Origin of the sequence: Bradyrhizobium sp. USDA 4532 (assembly GCF_024171315.1) — a bacterium.
Taxonomy (GTDB): domain Bacteria; phylum Pseudomonadota; class Alphaproteobacteria; order Rhizobiales; family Xanthobacteraceae; genus Bradyrhizobium; species Bradyrhizobium australafricanum.
Genome location: NZ_JALJZN010000001.1, coordinates 3,029,064 through 3,045,196 on the forward strand (window position 1 = coordinate 3,029,064; position 16,133 = coordinate 3,045,196).

Annotated in this window: 15 protein-coding genes; 7 read left to right on the forward strand and 8 right to left on the reverse strand. The window is 65.4% G+C overall.

Annotated elements, in window-relative coordinates:
• Positions 1-20 precede the first annotated feature (20 nt).
• From J2R76_RS14480 to J2R76_RS14500, 5 genes are all read right to left on the reverse strand, one after another.
• Positions 21-1,106 (reverse strand): malate/lactate/ureidoglycolate dehydrogenase, encoded by a 1,086-nt coding sequence (locus J2R76_RS14480; protein ID WP_141339481.1) that lies wholly within the window; start codon positions 1,104-1,106, stop codon positions 21-23.
• A gap of 36 nt (positions 1,107-1,142) precedes the next feature.
• The gene (locus tag J2R76_RS14485; RefSeq protein WP_057015754.1) at positions 1,143-1,871 is read right to left on the reverse strand and encodes an ABC transporter ATP-binding protein; all 729 of its coding nucleotides are present in this window, start codon (positions 1,869-1,871) and stop codon (positions 1,143-1,145) included.
• A complete protein-coding gene (locus J2R76_RS14490; protein WP_141339479.1) occupies positions 1,871-3,643 on the reverse strand; it encodes an ATP-binding cassette domain-containing protein in 1,773 nt (590 codons plus the stop codon). Before J2R76_RS14490 ends, J2R76_RS14485 begins: the two co-directional genes overlap by 1 nt.
• Complete coding sequence (locus tag J2R76_RS14495; protein ID WP_016841141.1) at positions 3,640-4,515, reverse strand: branched-chain amino acid ABC transporter permease; 876 nt, start codon at positions 4,513-4,515, stop codon at positions 3,640-3,642. Before J2R76_RS14495 ends, J2R76_RS14490 begins: the two co-directional genes overlap by 4 nt.
• 75 nt (positions 4,516-4,590) lie before the next feature.
• Positions 4,591-5,736, reverse strand: a complete 1,146-nt coding sequence (locus J2R76_RS14500) for an ABC transporter substrate-binding protein (protein ID WP_092083322.1) — start codon at positions 5,734-5,736, stop codon at positions 4,591-4,593.
• A gap of 289 nt (positions 5,737-6,025) precedes the next feature.
• On the opposite strand from J2R76_RS14500, the gene J2R76_RS14505 reads away from it, so the two are divergent.
• The gene (locus tag J2R76_RS14505) at positions 6,026-7,021 is read left to right on the forward strand and encodes a GntR family transcriptional regulator (RefSeq protein ID WP_092083321.1); all 996 of its coding nucleotides are present in this window, start codon (positions 6,026-6,028) and stop codon (positions 7,019-7,021) included.
• Between the two features lie 25 nt (positions 7,022-7,046).
• Here the strand turns inward: J2R76_RS14505 and hpaR are convergent, their stop codons facing one another.
• Entirely contained in the window at positions 7,047-7,580 is a 534-nt protein-coding gene (gene hpaR / locus J2R76_RS14510; RefSeq protein WP_057015717.1) for a homoprotocatechuate degradation operon regulator HpaR, read from the reverse strand.
• A 110-nt stretch (positions 7,581-7,690) separates the two neighbouring features.
• Between hpaR and hpaH the strand changes: the two genes are divergently transcribed.
• The 6 genes from hpaH (at position 7,691) to J2R76_RS14540 (ending at position 14,137) form a co-directional block, all read left to right on the forward strand.
• Positions 7,691-8,497, forward strand: a complete 807-nt coding sequence (gene hpaH / locus J2R76_RS14515; RefSeq protein WP_141339477.1) for a 2-oxo-hept-4-ene-1,7-dioate hydratase — start codon at positions 7,691-7,693, stop codon at positions 8,495-8,497.
• Between the two features lie 21 nt (positions 8,498-8,518).
• Positions 8,519-8,917: a 5-carboxymethyl-2-hydroxymuconate Delta-isomerase gene (locus J2R76_RS14520; protein WP_076832987.1), complete on the forward strand. Its 399-nt coding sequence runs from the start codon at positions 8,519-8,521 to the stop codon at positions 8,915-8,917.
• Positions 8,910-10,454 carry a 5-carboxymethyl-2-hydroxymuconate semialdehyde dehydrogenase gene (gene hpaE / locus J2R76_RS14525; RefSeq protein WP_057015720.1) on the forward strand — a complete coding sequence of 515 codons (1,545 nt, stop codon included), beginning with the start codon at positions 8,910-8,912 and terminating at the stop codon, positions 10,452-10,454. The genes J2R76_RS14520 and hpaE overlap by 8 nt, the downstream gene beginning before the upstream one ends.
• Positions 10,455-10,562: 108 nt before the next feature.
• A complete protein-coding gene (gene hpaD / locus J2R76_RS14530) occupies positions 10,563-11,546 on the forward strand; it encodes a 3,4-dihydroxyphenylacetate 2,3-dioxygenase (RefSeq protein WP_141339475.1) in 984 nt (327 codons plus the stop codon).
• 64 nt (positions 11,547-11,610) lie between these two features.
• A complete protein-coding gene (locus tag J2R76_RS14535) occupies positions 11,611-12,483 on the forward strand; it encodes a fumarylacetoacetate hydrolase family protein (protein WP_141339472.1) in 873 nt (290 codons plus the stop codon).
• 25 nt (positions 12,484-12,508) lie between these two features.
• Entirely contained in the window at positions 12,509-14,137 is a 1,629-nt protein-coding gene (locus J2R76_RS14540; RefSeq protein ID WP_141339470.1) for a thiamine pyrophosphate-dependent enzyme, read from the forward strand.
• Positions 14,138-14,227: 90 nt separating this feature from the next.
• Here the strand turns inward: J2R76_RS14540 and J2R76_RS14545 are convergent, their stop codons facing one another.
• Together J2R76_RS14545 and alkB are read right to left on the reverse strand one after the other, a co-directional pair.
• Complete coding sequence (locus J2R76_RS14545) at positions 14,228-15,442, reverse strand: MFS transporter (protein ID WP_141339468.1); 1,215 nt, start codon at positions 15,440-15,442, stop codon at positions 14,228-14,230.
• Positions 15,443-15,468: 26 nt separating this feature from the next.
• Complete coding sequence (gene alkB, locus J2R76_RS14550) at positions 15,469-16,122, reverse strand: DNA oxidative demethylase AlkB (protein WP_057015725.1); 654 nt, start codon at positions 16,120-16,122, stop codon at positions 15,469-15,471.
• Positions 16,123-16,133: the final 11 nt, after the last annotated feature.

Here is a 16,133-nt window from a genome sequence, read left to right on the forward strand (position 1 = left end):
GTTTATTGGGGGACGAGCCTTCAGCTGGTCGCCCGCTGGATAGAAACTTCGCTGACGCCGACTTCGCGCGCGGTATTCACTATCGCCGCCCACGTGTCGTCAGGCAAGGGGATGCCATTCCTGGTGCGATCGGCACGGGTTTTCCGCTCCGGATCGCCTGGAACCAGCACGGAATCCGTGCCCGCGATCGGCTTGGTGGCGCGGATGAAATCGGTGTAGCGGGTGATTTCTCCATCGAAGAAATTGCTGGTGTCGATCACCTTGGGGTCGATGTAGAACGCCATCATGCCGTTGGCGAAGCGCCGGTCCGACGACGTCGCGCCGGTGCCGGTCAGCGCGCCGCCCAGCAGTTCGCAGATGAAGGCGAGACCCGAGCCCTTGTGATCGCCGAAGGCGCGGATCGCGCCAGTTCCCTTGGTGTGGTCGCGCGGTCCGTCCGGCGTGTACGGCCCATACAGCACGTGGGGATCCTCGCTCAGCGTGCCGTCGGCATCGACGAGCGCGCCGGTCGGCAGCTTCTTGCCGCCGCGGCTTGCCACCAGGCACTTGCCCTCGGCGACAACCGAGGTCGCAAAATCGAGCACGATCGGATTCTGGCCCTGACGCGGAATGCCGACGCAATACGGCGCCGTGGACAGGCGCTTCTCGACGCCGCCGTAAGGCGCAACCAGCAGCGAGCCGGCCGCGGTCACGAAATGAATTGAAACAAGACCTTCGGCGGCGGCCATCTCGGCCCAGTCGCCGACGCGGCCGAGATGACCGGAGTTGCGCAGCGCGACCGCGGCGAGCCCCGCCTTCTTGCACTTCTCGATGCCGAGTCTGACCGCAACCGGCGTGACGGTCTGGCCATAGCCGAACTTGCCGTCGACCACCGCGAGCGATGGCGTGTCGACCACCACCTCGGGAGTCTGGTTCGGCACGATCGAGCCCATCTTCTTCCACCTGACATAAACCGGCACGCGGATCACGCCGTGGCTGTCATGACCTGTAAGATTCGCGGTCGTCAGATAGGTCGCGATGCGCTTCGCCTCTTCCGGAGAGGACTCCGAATGGGAAAACACCTCGGACACGAAGTTGATGAGGTTATCGACCTTGATGGTGACCATGAAAAACCAGCTCGCTCAGTAAAGCACGGGACGTTGTCAGGCGTGGGTTTTGGCGTGGCCGCCGAGATAGGCCGCGGCGATAGCCTCATTGCCCCACAATTCGTCGGGCTTGCCGCCCAGCACGATCCGCCCCGTTTCCAGGACAAAGCCATGATCGGCGACCGAAAGTCCCATGCGCGCATTTTGCTCGACGAGCAAGACCGTGGTGTCCTTCCTGATCTGCGAAATGATGCGGAACACCGCCTGCACGATCACAGGCGCCAGCCCGAGCGACGGTTCGTCGAGCAGCAGCAGCCGCGGCTTGGCCATCAGGCCGCGCGCCACCGCGACCATCTGCAGCTGGCCGCCGGACAGCGTCCAGCCGAGCGCGTTGGAAAAGGCGCGGATGTCCGGGAACAGATCGAACATCGCGTCGGCCTCGCGCGAGATCTGCGACGCCGGCACCTTCCGGTTCGATGCGCCGAGCATGATGTTCTCTTTCACGGTGAGGCCCGGAAACACGCGGCGGCCTTCCGGCACGTGCGAGATGCCGAGCCGGACGATCGCTTCGGGCCCGAGGCCCGCGATCGAGTGGCCGTCGAACATAATGTCGCCGGAGGCGGGCTTGGCGAGGCCTGAGATCGCGCGCAGCGTGGTCGACTTGCCGGCGCCGTTGGCGCCGAGCAGCGTGACCACCTGGCCCTGCTCCACGGCGATGGTGACGCCGCGCAGCGCCTCGATCTCGCCGTAGCGGACCACGAGATTACGGATTTCGAGCAGCGGCATCATTCGCTCCCGAGATAGGCGGAGACGACGTCGGGATGGCGCAGCACCGCCATCGACTCGCCGTCCGCGATGCGGCGTCCGAAGTTCAGCACGGTGATGTGCTGGGCCGCTTCCGACACCAGCGTCATGTCGTGATCGATGATCAGGATGGTGAGGCCCTGGGCTGCGATGCGCTTGAGCAGCTCATGCAGCTCCAGCTTCTCGGTCGAGTTGAGACCGGCCGCCGGCTCGTCGAGCAGCAGCAGCGTCGGGTTCGACGCCAGCGCCCGCGCGATCTCGATCAGGCGCTGGTGGCCGTAGGAGAAGCTCGAGATCAATTCGTTGGCGCGGTTGCCGAGCCCGACGAAGGTCAGCGCCTCCATCGCGCGCTCCGTCAGCGCGTCCTCGCCCTTCCCGATCATGGTGTTGCCGGGCCGCTCGGCGCCGATCTCGACATTCTCCAGCGCGGTCATCGAACGGAACAGGCGGATGTTCTGGAAGGTGCGTCCGAGGCCGGCCGCCGTGCGCTGATGCGGCGCCATGTTGGTGATGTCGGTGCCGTCGAGCACGATCCTGCCCGCGGTCGCCTTGTAGAGCCCGGACAGCACGTTCAGCGTCGTGGTCTTGCCGGAGCCGTTGGGCCCGATCAGCGCATGCACGCTGCCGCGCTTCACCGCGATATCGACGCCGTCGACCGCCTTGAGGCCGCCAAAGTGCTTCGAGAGCCCGGTCACTTCGAGCACGATGTCGCCGCCTGACGTCGCCGGCTTGAGCTGCAAGGCCGCCGCGGCCGGCGGCGCCTTGGTGTGCGCACGCCAGCGCGTGAATGCGTCCGACACAAAACCCCAGATGCCGTCGGGCATGAAGCGGATGATCAGGATCACGAACAGGCCGTAGATCGCCAGATAAAGTCCCGGCACGCTCTTGAGGAAGCGCAGCCATTCCGGGATCAGGATCAGGAGGCCCGTACCGATCACCGAGCCAATCGGCGAGGCCACGCCGCCGAGCAGCGACATGGTCAGGAACACGATCGATTCTGCGAACGAGAACTGGTCCGGGCTGACATAGGCGAAGCCGCCGGCGAACAGGCCACCGGCCAGACCGCCGAGCAACGCGCACAGGCCGAAGGCGTAGATCTTGGTGCGGAACACGTCGATGCCATTGACGCCCGCCGCAAGCTCGTTGTCGCGCACCGCGCGCATGGCGCGGCCGAGCTTGGTATCAGGCAGATGCCAGACCAGATAACCGACGATCGCGAGCATCGCGACGCAGAAGGCCAGGTAGCTCTGCGAGGACTGGAACAGCTCCGGCCGGCGAATGTTGGCGACGCCGTCCGGCCCGTGGGTCACGCCGATGGCATTGATCATCACCAGCGTCACGATCTGCTGGAACGAGATCGTCACCATCGCAAGGTAGTGCCCGCCGAGCCGCAGCGTCGACATGCCGAGGAACGCGCCGGCGATCAGCGTGATCGCGCAGGCGCCAACCAGGCAGAGCCAGAAGTTCAGGTGCAGGTCCGCGGTGCCGAGCCCGACCACATAGGCGCCGAAGCCGAAGAACGCGGCCTGCGCCAGGTTGATCTGGCCGCACAGGCCGAGCACGACCGACAGCCCGAACACCGCGATCGAGAAGGTCGTGGCCTGCAGCAGGATGTTGAGGATGTACCCGTCGAACCGCATGCCGGCGGCGAGCGCCACCAGCACCGCGGCGCCGATGAAATACGGCAGATGACGGATGATCAGCGGCTTCGAGCGCACGGCCGGCGCGGGGATCATGTTGTCGGTGGCGCTCATGCTTTCTCCGCGACGCGTTCGCCGAAGATGCCCTGCGGCCGGAACACCAGGAAAGCGATCAGCACCAGGAAGGCAAAGCCGTCTTTGTACGGCACTGAAATATAGGCGGCACCGAACGTCTCGATGACACCGAGCGCGAGGCCGCCGACGATGGCGCCGGCGACGTCACCGAAGCCACCGATGATGGTCGCGGCAAACGCCTTCAGCGCAATCGTCGAGCCCATCTGGATCGAGACGAACAGCACCGGCGCCACCAGGATGCCGGCGAGACCGCCGAGCACGGCCGAATAGATGAAGGTGATCATGATCATGGTGGAAACGGAAATGCCGAGCAGCGAGGCCATTTCCTTATCCTGCGAGGTCGCCTGCAACTTCTTGCCGAGCAGCGTCTTCTCGAAGAACCAAAAATTGAACAGCACCAGAAGGATCGTGACGCCGATGATCAGAAGATACTGGCTGTCGAGATAGACCGGGCCGAGCTGGATGCCGGGCGTATCGAACCAGCCCTGCAGCACCTGCGGCTGCGGGCCGTAGATCGCAAGCACCGAGTTCGACAGCAGGATCGAGGCGCCGATGGTGGCGATGATCACGGGCAGATAGGTGCGATTGCGCAGCGGATAATAGACGCCGAGATTGAAGATGACGCCGAACAACGCCATGCCGGCGAGCGCGATCAGGAACGACAGCCAGTAAGGCCAGCCGAGATCGACCGAGAACACCACCATCAGATAGGCGGCGACCATCGAGAACTCGCCTTGCGCGAAGTTCACCACGTTGGTGGCACGGAAGATCAGCACGAAACCGAGCGCGACCAGCGCGTAGACCGCGCCGATGCCGATGCCGGTAAAGAGCAGTTGGAGGACGAGATCCATGACGAGCGCTCGATCTGAGAATTGTGTCGCGGGCGAACGGCCTCTCCGAGGTGGCCCGGAGAGGCCGAACCGCTATCAATCGTTGAAGTCGATATGCTTGTCGTAGACGATCTTGCCCTTGTCGTTCTTCACGACATTGTAGCCGTGCAGACCGTCGCCGTTCTTGTCGAAATTGTACTCGCCCTCGGCGCCGGCGAACTTCTGCGTCGCGAGAATGGCGTCGCGGATCTTGTTCGGATCGGTCGAGCCGGCCTTGTTGATCGCCGCCGACAGGATGGTGATCGCATCGTACGGCCAGGCGCTCTGGTTGTCGGGCGCGGTCTTGTAGGCATCGCGATAGGCCTTGCCGAACGCCTTCGCCGCATCGCTTGAATCCTCGGCGAAGTCGGCGACGCCGTAGGTGTTGAACAGCGCGGGGCCGGCGAGCTTGGTCGAGGAGACCGCCACCACCGAGGGCGAGCCGACCCAGGGAATGTTGACGCCGAGCTGGCGCAGCTGCCGGGCAAAGATGCCGAGATCGTTCTCGAAGGTGAAGTAGGTGCCGAGCACGTCAGCGCCGGACTGCTTCACGGCCAGTACGACCGGGGTGAAGTCCTGACTCTGATTGGCATAGCCCTGGTCGAGCACCGGTGGCGCGCCGAGCTTGGTCAGCGCTTCCGAGAGCGCCTTGCCGCCCGCCGTGCCGAAGGCGTCGGTCGAATGCACGATCGCCCATTTCTTCTTTCCGAGCGTATTGACGCCGAAGTCGGCGATCACGCGGCCGGAATAATTGTCGTTCGGACGGAAGCGGAACAGCCAGGGATTGCCGGAATGGGTGAGGTCGGGATTGGTGCCGCCGATCATCACGGGCTTGCCGACCTTGATCACGTCGGGCGCCATCGCCTGCACCTGGGTCGAGCGGATCGAGCCGAGGAAGGCGACGATGTCGGATTGCGCGGCGAGCTTGGAGAATGCCAGCACGATGCCCGGATTGGTGGTCTGATCGTCCTCGATGACGAGTTCGACCTGCTTGCCGAGCACGCCGCCGGCCTTGTTGACCGCGGCCAGCGCCAGCTTGGCGCCGTTCTGGGCCCACAGCCCCTGCTCCGCCGCGGGTCCGGTCACCGGCACGCACATGCCGATCTTGATCGTCGCACCCTGCGCCCAAGCGCTGCGCATCAGCGCGGGTGCGGCGAGACCTGCCGCCAAGCTGGCGGAAAACTCACGTCTCGTCAGTTTCATTCCATCCTCCCTGTGATGCGCCGAACTTGCTGTCGGCTGCGTTGAGACGAGCTGACGCGTCGATCTGTTGGCCCGTCCGCAGCCATCAAACGGCGCGACGAGCAAACGTGAGCACCGCTGCAGCGCGCAAGCCGTGCAACGGCGACCATCAATCTGGCGTTTGACCCAGCTAAACATGATTGCACATTGCACGCAATAGTCAAAAGTTCGCTGGCAGAGGTGCGTAAATGCCTGCTACGAGCGACCATGACGCGATCACGTGATAGTGTGGCCAGCGGGCAGCCATCCCATGTCGATTCCACGAGCGAAATCGCAAACCAGACGAAAACAGCCGGCCTACGCGCTGATCAAGAGCGCATTGGCAAAGCACATCCGCGCTGGTGACGTGCCACCTGGCACGGTTCTTTCCGAATCGGCGATCGCGACCTTGTTCGGCTCCAGCCGCTCTCCGGTGCGGCAGGCTTTCGAACAGCTCGAGCATATCGGCCTGGTGCGGCGGTTCGACGGTCGCGGCGTCATCGCCGGCAAGCGCAAGGTCGACCCTCGGCGCGTCCCGATCACACCGGAAATGTTTGGGCTGACCGACGGCCCCGTCGATGCCGTGCGCAGCGACGCCTGGGATACGCTCTACTACAAGCTCGAACGTGAGATCATTTACCGGTCGCTGTTCGGACGCTTCCGCGTCAGCGAGCTCGCATTGGCGCGGCATTTCCGGGTGGGGCGCACGGTGGCGCGCAACCTGCTGCTGCGCGCGCAGGCGATCGGCATCCTCGAGAAGGGCGCCAAGGCGCACTGGTACGTGGTGCCGTTGGACGAGGACCGCCTCCGCGACATCTTCGAGGTGCGCGCAACGCTCGAGCCGCTGCTCCTCAAATCCGCGACGGCGACAATTCCTGCCGCCCTGCTCGACCGTATGGCGGAGCGGCTGCGCGAGGGGATCCAGCACCGCGACCGCGTCGGCGTCGGCGAACTCGATGAGATCGAAGGCGACCTCCATATCCGCTGCCTGGGTTACGGCGCCAATCGCGAGATGATCGAAGCCCTCAAGCGCACCCACTGCGCTTTCGTGATCGGCAAGCACATTCAGGTCGCCCTGACCGCGCCGCAGATCGATTCCTTCATGGACGAGCATCTGGTGATCATCGAGGCCTTGCGCACGCGTGACGGCGACGCGGCGGCAGCCATCTTGCGCCGCCATATCGAATGGTCCCACTCGAAGGTCGCGGGCTGGATTGCCGAATTCCGCGCCATCAACGTGATTTCGCGCGTGCCCTACATGGCCTGAGCGCGAATGCCGCGCATGATCGAAGCTACTCGTCAGCCTCGACCTCGGCGTCATCGGACGAGCCCATTCCGGCCAGGCTCGCTTCGAGCGCGCCCAGCATCTCCTGCAATTCGGCAAGCTTGCGCGCCCCGAAGCGCCGGGTGATCTCGGCATAGATCGTCTCCGACGTCGGCGCCACCGCCTCGATCAGCTTCAACCCCTTGGCGGAGATCGAAACCACCGCGCGCCGCGCGTCGTTCTCCGCTGCCTTGCGCTCGATCAACGCGCGGCCCTCGAGATCGCGAAGGATTCGCGACAGGCTCGGGCCGAGCAGAAACGCCATGCGGGCGAGTTCGGTGACCTCGATCTCGTCGACCGCGGTGAGCGCGCGCAGGATCCGCCATTGCTGCTCGGTCAACCCGTGATTGCGCAGCGACGGACGGAATTGCCGCATCACCGCCTCGCGGGCGCGAAGCAGCGACATCGGCAGCGAGCGCGAGAACTCGCGCATCGGGGTCCGTCGCGCCGCCACGTCCTCGCCCTGCCCCGGCCGAATGTCGTTCGAATTTTTGCGCGCCATTACCTAATCCTGCGCAACGAAATTTTGCGTTGCAACATGCCTTGATTCAGTTTGCGGGAATTCACTTAACATGTTAATCATCTCCCGACATCCACTTTTGTGTAGCACGCATGGCCCTCTCCAAGGACGATATCCGCGCTGCCGCCGAACGGCTCGACGGCGCGGAAAAGACCCGCAAGCAAATCCGCCAGCTCTCGCTGGAATACCCCCGCATCACCCTCGAAGACGCCTACGCGATTCAGAAGGCCTGGGTCGAGATGAAGGTGGCGCAGGGCCGCGTCGTCAAGGGCCACAAGATCGGCCTGACCTCGAAGGCGATGCAGAGCGCGCTCAATATCGACGAGCCCGATTCCGGAATCCTGCTCGACGACATGTTCTTCGCCGATGGCGGCCTGGTCCCGACCGACCGCTTCATCGCCACCCGCGTCGAGGCCGAGCTTGCCTTCGTGATGAAGCATCGCCTGACCGGGCCGAACTGCACACTGTTCGATGTGCTGAACGCAACCGATTTCGTGGTACCGGCGCTGGAGATCCTGGATACCAGGGTCGAGCGCGTCGATCCCGAGACCAAGGCGACCCGCAAGATCTTCGACACCATCGCCGACAACGCCGCCAATGCCGGCATCGTGCTCGGCGGCCGGCCGATCCGCCCGCTGGACGCCGACCTGCGCTGGATCGGCGCGCTGTGCTTCCGAAATGGCCAGCTCGAGGAAACCGGCCTGGCCGCCGGCGTGTTGAATCATCCGGCGACCGCGGTGGCGTGGCTCGCCAACAAGATCGCGCCGAACGGGCTGGCGTTGGAAGCCGGCCAGGTCGTGCTGGCGGGCTCCTTCATCCGTCCGATCGAGACCCGCAAGGGCGACACCATCCAGGCCGACTACGGACCGTATGGTTCCGTAAGCTGCTACTTCGCCTGACGCCTTCAGCAGGAGCGCTGCATGCCGCATTTCACGCTTGAATACTCTGCCAATCTCGACGATCTGGTCGACATGGGCGCGACGGTCGAACTGGTCCGCAAGGCCGCGGTCGAGACCGGCATCTTCCCGCTCGGCGGCATCCGCGTCCGTGCCGTCAGATGCGAGCACTACGCGATCGCCGACGGCCGCAAGAATTACGGTTTCCTCGACATGGTGCTGCGGCTCGGCGAAGGCCGCGATCTCGCCACCCGCAAGAAGGCCGGCGAGTACATCTTCAAGGCGCTATCGGCTCATCTCGATCCGGTCTTCGCCAACAGCAAATTCGCGTTGTCGTTCGACATGCAGATCAACGACAAGGAAACCAGCTGGAAACGCAACAACATCCACGACGCACTGAAGGTGGAGACGGTCAATGGATAAAGCGACAGCGAAATCGCCAGCCGACGTGTTCCAGGCCAACCGCGATCGCGCCGGCCCGCTGCTTGCAAGCTTGAAAGCCGAAGGCATCGGCCATGTGATCGACGGCAAGATCGTGCCGGCGGCCTCCGGCCAGACCTTCGAGACGAGATCGCCGATCGACGGCACGGTGCTGGCGACGGTCGCACGCGGCAATGCCGAGGATATCGACCGTGCCGCAACCGCGGCGTCCAAGGCCTTCAAGGCCTGGCGCGACATGCCGGCGGCGCAGCGCCGCAAGCTGCTGCATCGCGTCGCCGATGCGATCGAAGCGCGCGCCGACGACATCGCCGTGCTCGAATGCATCGACACCGGCCAGGCGCACCGCTTCATGGCCAAGGCCGCGATCCGCGCTGCGGAGAATTTCCGCTTCTTCGCCGACAAATGCGGCGAGGCCCGCGACGGTCTCAACACGCCTTCGGACGAGCACTGGAACATCTCGACCCGCGTGCCGATCGGCCCGGTCGGCGTGATCACGCCGTGGAATACGCCGTTCATGCTCTCGACCTGGAAGATCGCGCCGGCGCTCGCGGCCGGCTGCACCGTGGTGCACAAGCCGGCGGAATGGTCGCCCGTCACCGCCGATCTGCTGGTCAAACTCGCAAAACAGGCCGGCATCCCCGACGGCGTGCTCAACACCGTGCATGGTTTCGGCGAAGAGGCCGGCAAGGCGCTGACCGAGCACCCCGCCATCAAGGCGATCGGCTTCGTCGGCGAGAGCGCGACGGGCTCAGCGATCATGGCGCAGGGCGCGCCGACCTTGAAGCGGGTGCATTTCGAGCTCGGCGGCAAGAACCCGGTGATCGTATTCGATGATGCCGATCTCGATCGCGCGCTCGATGCCGTCGTGTTCATGATCTACTCGCTCAATGGCGAGCGCTGCACGTCGTCGAGCCGGCTGCTGGTTCAGGAGAGCGTCGCCGGCAAGTTCATCGAGAAGCTGACCCAACGCGTAAAGGCGCTCAAGGTTGGCCACCCCCTCGATCCCGCCACCGAGATCGGGCCGCTGATCCATGAGCGGCATCTCGCCAAGGTGTGTAGCTATTTCGACGTCGCCAAGAAGGACGGCGCCACGATCGCGGTCGGCGGCAAGCCGCATGACGGTCCTGGCGGCGGCCACTATGTGCAGCCGACGCTGGTGACCGGCGCGAACGCAAAAATGCGCGTCGCGCAGGAGGAGGTGTTCGGCCCGTTCCTGACCGTGATCCCGTTCAAGGACGAAGCTGACGCCATCGAGATCGCCAACGGCGTGCAGTACGGCCTGACCGGCTATGTCTGGACCGGCGACATGGGCCGCGCGCTGCGCGTGGCGGATGCGCTGGAAGCCGGCATGATCTGGCTCAATTCGGAGAACGTCCGCCATCTGCCGACCCCGTTCGGCGGCATGAAGTCGTCAGGCATCGGCCGCGACGGCGGCGACTACTCGTTCGACTTCTACATGGAAACCAAGCACGTCTCGCTCGCGCGCGGGACGCACAAGATTCAGAAACTGGGAATTTAGCCAGCCGTCGTTCCGGGGCGATGCGCAGCATCGAACCCGGAACCTCGAGATTCCGGGTTCTCGCTTCGCGAGCCCCGGAATGACGAACAAGATTGAGGGGAAACGCCGATGCCCGTTCCAACGCACGTTTTCGATCCGCCGTTCAACATCATCCGCTGCAGCCACGCCGTGCTCGACGTCACGGACCTCGACAAGAGCGCCGCCTTCTACGAGAAGACCGTCGGCCTCCACATCGAGGACCGCGACGACAAGTCGGTGTATCTGCGCGCCAGCGAGGAGCACCAGCATCACTCGGTGGTGCTGCGCAAGGCGCCGAAGGCGGCCTGCAACCGGCTTGGCTTCAAGGTCGGCAACGACGGCGACCTCGACAAGGCCGCCGCCTTATTCTCCGAGAACGGCATCGCCTACGCTTTCGTCGACCAGCCGTTCCAGGGCCGCACCCTGCAATTCACCGATCCGTTCGGCTTCCAGATCGAGCTTTACGCCACGATGGAGAAGCGCCCGCATCTCTTGCGGCGCTACGATCTCTACAAGGGCTGCCATCCGCAGCGGCTCGACCATTTCAACGTGTTCGCCGCCGAGGTGCAGGACACCGTCGATTTCTACGCCCGGCTCGGCTTCCGCCTCACCGAATATGCCGAGGAGGACGGCGACAACGGCCGCATCGCAGCCGCCTGGATGCACCGCAAGGGCAATGTCCACGACTTCGCCATCACCAACGGCCGTGGCCCCCGCCTGCACCACATCGCCTATTGGGTACCGACCGCGATGAACATCGTGCATCTCTGCGACGTGATGGCCTCCTCCGGCTACCTCAAGAACATCGAGCGCGGCCCTGGCCGGCACGGCATCTCCAACGCCTTCTTCCTGTACATCCGCGATCCCGACGGCCACCGCATCGAGCTCTACACCAGCGATTATTTCACCGGCGATCACGACCATGAGCCGCTGCGCTGGTCGCTGCGCGATCCGCGCCGCCAGACGCTGTGGGGCGCGCCGGCGCCGCGCTCCTGGTTCGAGGAAGGCTCGACCTTCGCCGGCCAAGCGGTGCGCGAGCCGCGCTTCGTCGCCGACGTGCTGGTCGCGGACTAGTGCGCGCCTTCCTCCTCACGTCGTCCCTGCTTTCGCAGGGACGACACCAATTATGGGACTACTAATGCCCTCTCCTCGCCTCGCCACCTATTCCTTCAACGGCGCCACCAGCTATGGCGTCGTCACCGACACCGGCATCGTCGACCTCTCGTCGCGCTTCGCCAAGGACTATCCGACGCTGCGCGAGGCGATCGCCGCCGGCGCGCTGAGCAGGCTCGTGGAGGACGCCGCCAGGCGCGCGCCCGACCACGCGCTCGACGCAGTCGACTGGCAGCCGCCGATCCCGGCGCCGGAAAAGATCATCTGCATCGGCGTCAACTACCCGGACCGCAATGCCGAATACAAGGACGGCTCGGACGCGCCGAAATACCCGAGCATGTTCCTGCGGGTGCCGCGCTCCTTCGTCGGCCACAACACGCCGGTGGTGCGGCCGCGCATCTCGCCGCAGCTCGACTATGAGGGCGAGCTGGTGCTGGTGATCGGCAAGGCCGGCCGGCACATTGCGGAGAGCGCCGCGCTCGATCACATCGCCGCGATCACGCTCTGCAACGAAGGCACCATCCGCGACTGGGTGCGGCACGCCAAGTTCAACGTCACCCAGGGCAAGAACTTCGATTCCACCGGCAGCCTCGGCCCGTGGATCGTGCCCTACACCGGTGAAGCGCAGATCGCCGATATCCGTCTGACCACGCGGGTGAACGGCGAGACCCGCCAGGACGACCGCACCTCGCGCTTGATCTTCGGCTTCCGCTACCTCATCAACTACATCTCGACCTTCACGACGCTGGTTCCCGGCGACATCGTCGTCACGGGCACCCCGACCGGTGCAGGTGCGCGGTTCGATCCGCCGCGCTATCTGAAGCCCGGCGATGTCGTCGAGGTCGAGGCCGAAGGCGTCGGCATCCTGCGCAACAGCGTCGTCGACGAAGCCACCTAACCTCACCAGCAAAGTGGACAGTGCCATGACCTCAACATCCGGCGGCGAAGCGATCGTCAACGGCCTCGTCGCCCACGGCGTCGACACCGTGTTCGGCCTGCCCGGCGCGCAGATCTATGGCCTGTTCGATGCCTTCCACCAGGCCCAGCTCAAGGTGATCGGCGCCCGGCATGAGCAGGCCTGCGGCTACATGGCGTTCGGCTATGCGCGCTCCAGCGGCAAGCCCGGCGTGTTCAGCGTGGTGCCCGGCCCGGGCGTGCTCAACGCCTCGGCGGCGCTGCTCACCGCATTCGGCTGCAACGAGCCGGTGCTGTGCCTGACCGGTCAGGTGCCGACGCAGTTCCTCGGCAAGGGCCGCGGCCATCTGCACGAGATGCCGGACCAGCTCGCGACGCTGCGCACCTTCGTGAAATGGGCCGACCGGATCGAATACCCTGATAACGCCCCCGCGCTGGTGTCGCGCGCGTTCCAGGAGATGCTGTCGGGCCGGCGCGGCCCGGCCTCGCTGGAGATGCCGTGGGACGTGTTCACACAGCGCACCCAGGTCGCGCCCGTCAAGCCGTTCGATCCGTTGCCGGCGCCGCAGCCCGATGCGGACCGCATCAAGGCGGCCGCCGACCTGATCGCCGGCAGCAAGGCGCCGATGATCTTCGTCGGCAGCGGCGCCATCGAGGCGCGCGAGGAGATCCTCGAATTGGCCGAGATGATCGACGCGCCTGTCGTCGCCTTCCGCAGCGGCCGCGGCATCGTCTCCAACGCGCATGAACTCGGGCTCACCATGGCTTCGGCCTACAAGCTCTGGCCGAAGACCGACCTGATGATCGGCATCGGCACGCGCCTCGAGCTGCCGACGATGTCGCGCTGGCCCTACCAGCCCGCCGGACTGAAATGCGTGCGCATCGACATCGATCCGGTCGAGCTGCGGCGCTGGCCGGCCGATGCCGGCGTGATCGCGGACGCCAAGGCCGGCACCGCCGATCTCGCCGCCGCTGTGCGCAAGGTGGGCTACCGCAGGACCTCCGGCCGCCGCGCCGCGATCCGCGAGGCGACGGCCGCGACCGAGCAGGAGATCCAGCGCATCCGGCCGCAGATGGCCTATCTGAAGATCCTGCGCGAGGTGCTGCCGGCGAGCGCCATTGTCACCGACGAGCTGTCGCAGGTCGGTTTCGCCTCCTGGTACGGCTTTCCGATCTACGAGCCGCGGACCTTCGTCACCTCGGGCTATCAGGGCACGCTCGGCTCGGGTTTCCCGACCGCGCTTGGCGCCAAGGTCGCCAATCCGGACAAGCCGGTGGTCGCGATCACCGGCGACGGCGGCTTCATGTTCGGCGTGCAGGAGCTTGCCACCGCCGTGCAGTTCAAGATCGCCGTGGTGACGCTGGTGTTCAACAACAACGCCTATGGCAATGTCCGCCGCGACCAGCGCGAGCGCTTCGACGGCCGCGTCGTCGCCTCCGACCTGGTGAATCCGGATTTCGTGAAGCTTGCAGAATCCTTCGGCGTCGGCGCCGCGCGGGTCACCTCGCCGGATCACTTCCGCCCCGTGCTGGAGAAGGCGCTGGCCGACGGCGGGCCTTACGTGATCTCGGTGGAAGTGCCGACGGATTCGGAAGTCTCGCCCTGGGCGCTCATCCATCCGGCGCGGAATAACTAAGCCAAACGCTCGTCATTCCGGGGCGATGCGCAGCATCGAACCCGGAATCTCGAGATTCCGGGTTCGTTTCGCGCCACGGGAATGACGACGCTAAGCGCTCTTCACCCCGTGTTGCAGCCGTGACGCGGCGATCACGAGCAGGCCGGCGCCGGCGACCGACCAGCAGGCGACCGGCGCCCAATGCACCAGCGGCGCATAGTCCGGCATCTTCTGCAGGCCGCCCGCGACCGCCGCCATCCGCGCAAAGGTCGCAAGCGCCAGCGCCGAGAACACGAGGCCGGTGACCTTGCCTTCCGCGCCGGTCTCCCCGATCGCGAGCGCCGCGGACACCGCGCTCATCAGCATGCAGCCCCAAGCGGCCCCCGCCATGAATTGGGCCACGATCAGGACGTTGAGACTGCCGGCGATCTCGGCGGCGATGATCGCAAAGGCACCGAGCAGTCCCGCCGCGCCCATCACGATCAGGCCGCCGCGATGCTTGACGACGATGCTTGCCGGAAACATCGCGATGTTGAAGCCGATCCAGAATACCGGCATCAGCCATTGCAGCTCGTCCGCCTTGGCAAAGCGCAAATAGAACGGCGCGCTGTTGATGTTGAAGTGCAGCTGGTAGCCGAGCGACAGCAGCACCATCGATCCGATCAGGAACATCGGCACCGCCCCGAGCCGCTTCGCCGGGGGCGCCAGCCGCGCCGGCTGCGCCTCTGCCGCGATGCGGCGCTCGACGCCTGAGAAGGCGAGCGCGGTCAGTAGCAGCACCGCGCCTGACAGCACGAACGGCAGCCGTGCATCCTGGTTGCGCAGCACGACGCCAAGATAGGGCGAGACCGCGCCCGCGATGCCATAACCCAGCATCGCCAGCGCCGCGAGGAACGGCACCGAGGGTTGCGCGCGATACTTGCCGAGCAGCGTCAGCGGCGGCGCCCGCAAGGCCGACGACGTCACGCCCCAGATCACGATCAGCACGATCAGCCAGACCCTCGCGCCCGGCCCGGTGCCGGCGACGTAAGGCAATGCGACGAAGGCGGCGCAGGAGATCGCGGCAAGGATACCGACAAACAAGCCAAGGCGGCCGACCAGGCTCGAGATCCTGTCGGCGGCCATGCCCATCGCCGTGTCGGTGACGGTGAAGATGCCTTGATCCATCATTAGGATCAGGATCACGGTCGACGGCGCGATGCCGACATCGGCGCACAGCTTCGGCAGATAGATCAGATAAGTGGTCCAGCCCAGCGTGAAGACGAGCTGCAGCACGGCGAGATAGACGCCGGTACGGTTGACGGCGCGGTCGGCCTTGGTGGTCATCCGCCAAGTCTAGACCACCCGGCGGTTCAGCGCACCTTGCGGAAGGTCAAATTGATGCGCTGGCGGCCGAGCACGCTGTGCTCGCCATCTGCGAGCGGTGCCACGCCGTGATAAAATAGCCGTGACGAGCCGCCCCACACCGCAACGTCGCCATGTTCGAGTCGATAGCGGCGCGGCGTGTCGCTGCGCTGCAGGCCGCCGAACAGGAAGATCGCCGGCAGCCCGAGCGAGATCGACACGATCGGTGCGCGGTAGTCGAGCTCGTCCTTGTCCTGATGCAGCGACAGTTTTGCGCCGGGGACGTAGCGATTGATCAGGCAGGCCTCAGGCGCGAAGCCGTTGAAGCCGGCTTCATCAGCGGCGTCGGCGGCGAGCCTGCGCAACACCTCCGGCATTTCAGGCCAGGGTTGTCCCGAGACGGGATCGATCGGATCATAGCGATAGCCGCTGGGATCGGAGACCCAGCCGACGCTGCCGCAATTGGTCATCGCGACCGACATGCGGTGGCCGCCCGGCGTGATCAGATGCCGGAACGGCGCCTGCTTGACGATGGCACGCAAGGCCGGGATCAGCTCGGCCTCGAACGGCCGGACAAAGCCGCGCAACAGCACCGCGCCATCCGCGATCGTCTCGCGCGATGGCCGGGCATCGCCAATGGTCTCGAACAGATCGGTGGCCACGCCTCTCTCGC

Excerpts from the sequence above, each read along its gene's own strand:
- J2R76_RS14480 (WP_141339481.1), bottom strand. The coding sequence starts at position 1,106 with ATGGTCACCATCAAGGTCGATAACCTCATCAACTTCGTGTCCGAGGTG.
- J2R76_RS14485 (WP_057015754.1), bottom strand. The coding sequence starts at position 1,871 with ATGCCGCTGCTCGAAATCCGTAATCTCGTGGTCCGCTACGGCGAGATC.
- J2R76_RS14490 (WP_141339479.1), bottom strand. The coding sequence starts at position 3,643 with ATGAGCGCCACCGACAACATGATCCCCGCGCCGGCCGTGCGCTCGAAG.
- J2R76_RS14495 (WP_016841141.1), bottom strand. The coding sequence starts at position 4,515 with ATGGATCTCGTCCTCCAACTGCTCTTTACCGGCATCGGCATCGGCGCG.
- J2R76_RS14500 (WP_092083322.1), bottom strand. The coding sequence starts at position 5,736 with ATGAAACTGACGAGACGTGAGTTTTCCGCCAGCTTGGCGGCAGGTCTC.
- J2R76_RS14505 (WP_092083321.1), top strand. The coding sequence starts at position 6,026 with ATGTCGATTCCACGAGCGAAATCGCAAACCAGACGAAAACAGCCGGCC.
- hpaR (WP_057015717.1), bottom strand. The coding sequence starts at position 7,580 with ATGGCGCGCAAAAATTCGAACGACATTCGGCCGGGGCAGGGCGAGGAC.
- hpaH (WP_141339477.1), top strand. The coding sequence starts at position 7,691 with ATGGCCCTCTCCAAGGACGATATCCGCGCTGCCGCCGAACGGCTCGAC.
- J2R76_RS14520 (WP_076832987.1), top strand. The coding sequence starts at position 8,519 with ATGCCGCATTTCACGCTTGAATACTCTGCCAATCTCGACGATCTGGTC.
- hpaE (WP_057015720.1), top strand. The coding sequence starts at position 8,910 with ATGGATAAAGCGACAGCGAAATCGCCAGCCGACGTGTTCCAGGCCAAC.
- hpaD (WP_141339475.1), top strand. The coding sequence starts at position 10,563 with ATGCCCGTTCCAACGCACGTTTTCGATCCGCCGTTCAACATCATCCGC.
- J2R76_RS14535 (WP_141339472.1), top strand. The coding sequence starts at position 11,611 with ATGCCCTCTCCTCGCCTCGCCACCTATTCCTTCAACGGCGCCACCAGC.
- J2R76_RS14540 (WP_141339470.1), top strand. The coding sequence starts at position 12,509 with ATGACCTCAACATCCGGCGGCGAAGCGATCGTCAACGGCCTCGTCGCC.
- J2R76_RS14545 (WP_141339468.1), bottom strand. The coding sequence starts at position 15,442 with ATGACCACCAAGGCCGACCGCGCCGTCAACCGTACCGGCGTCTATCTC.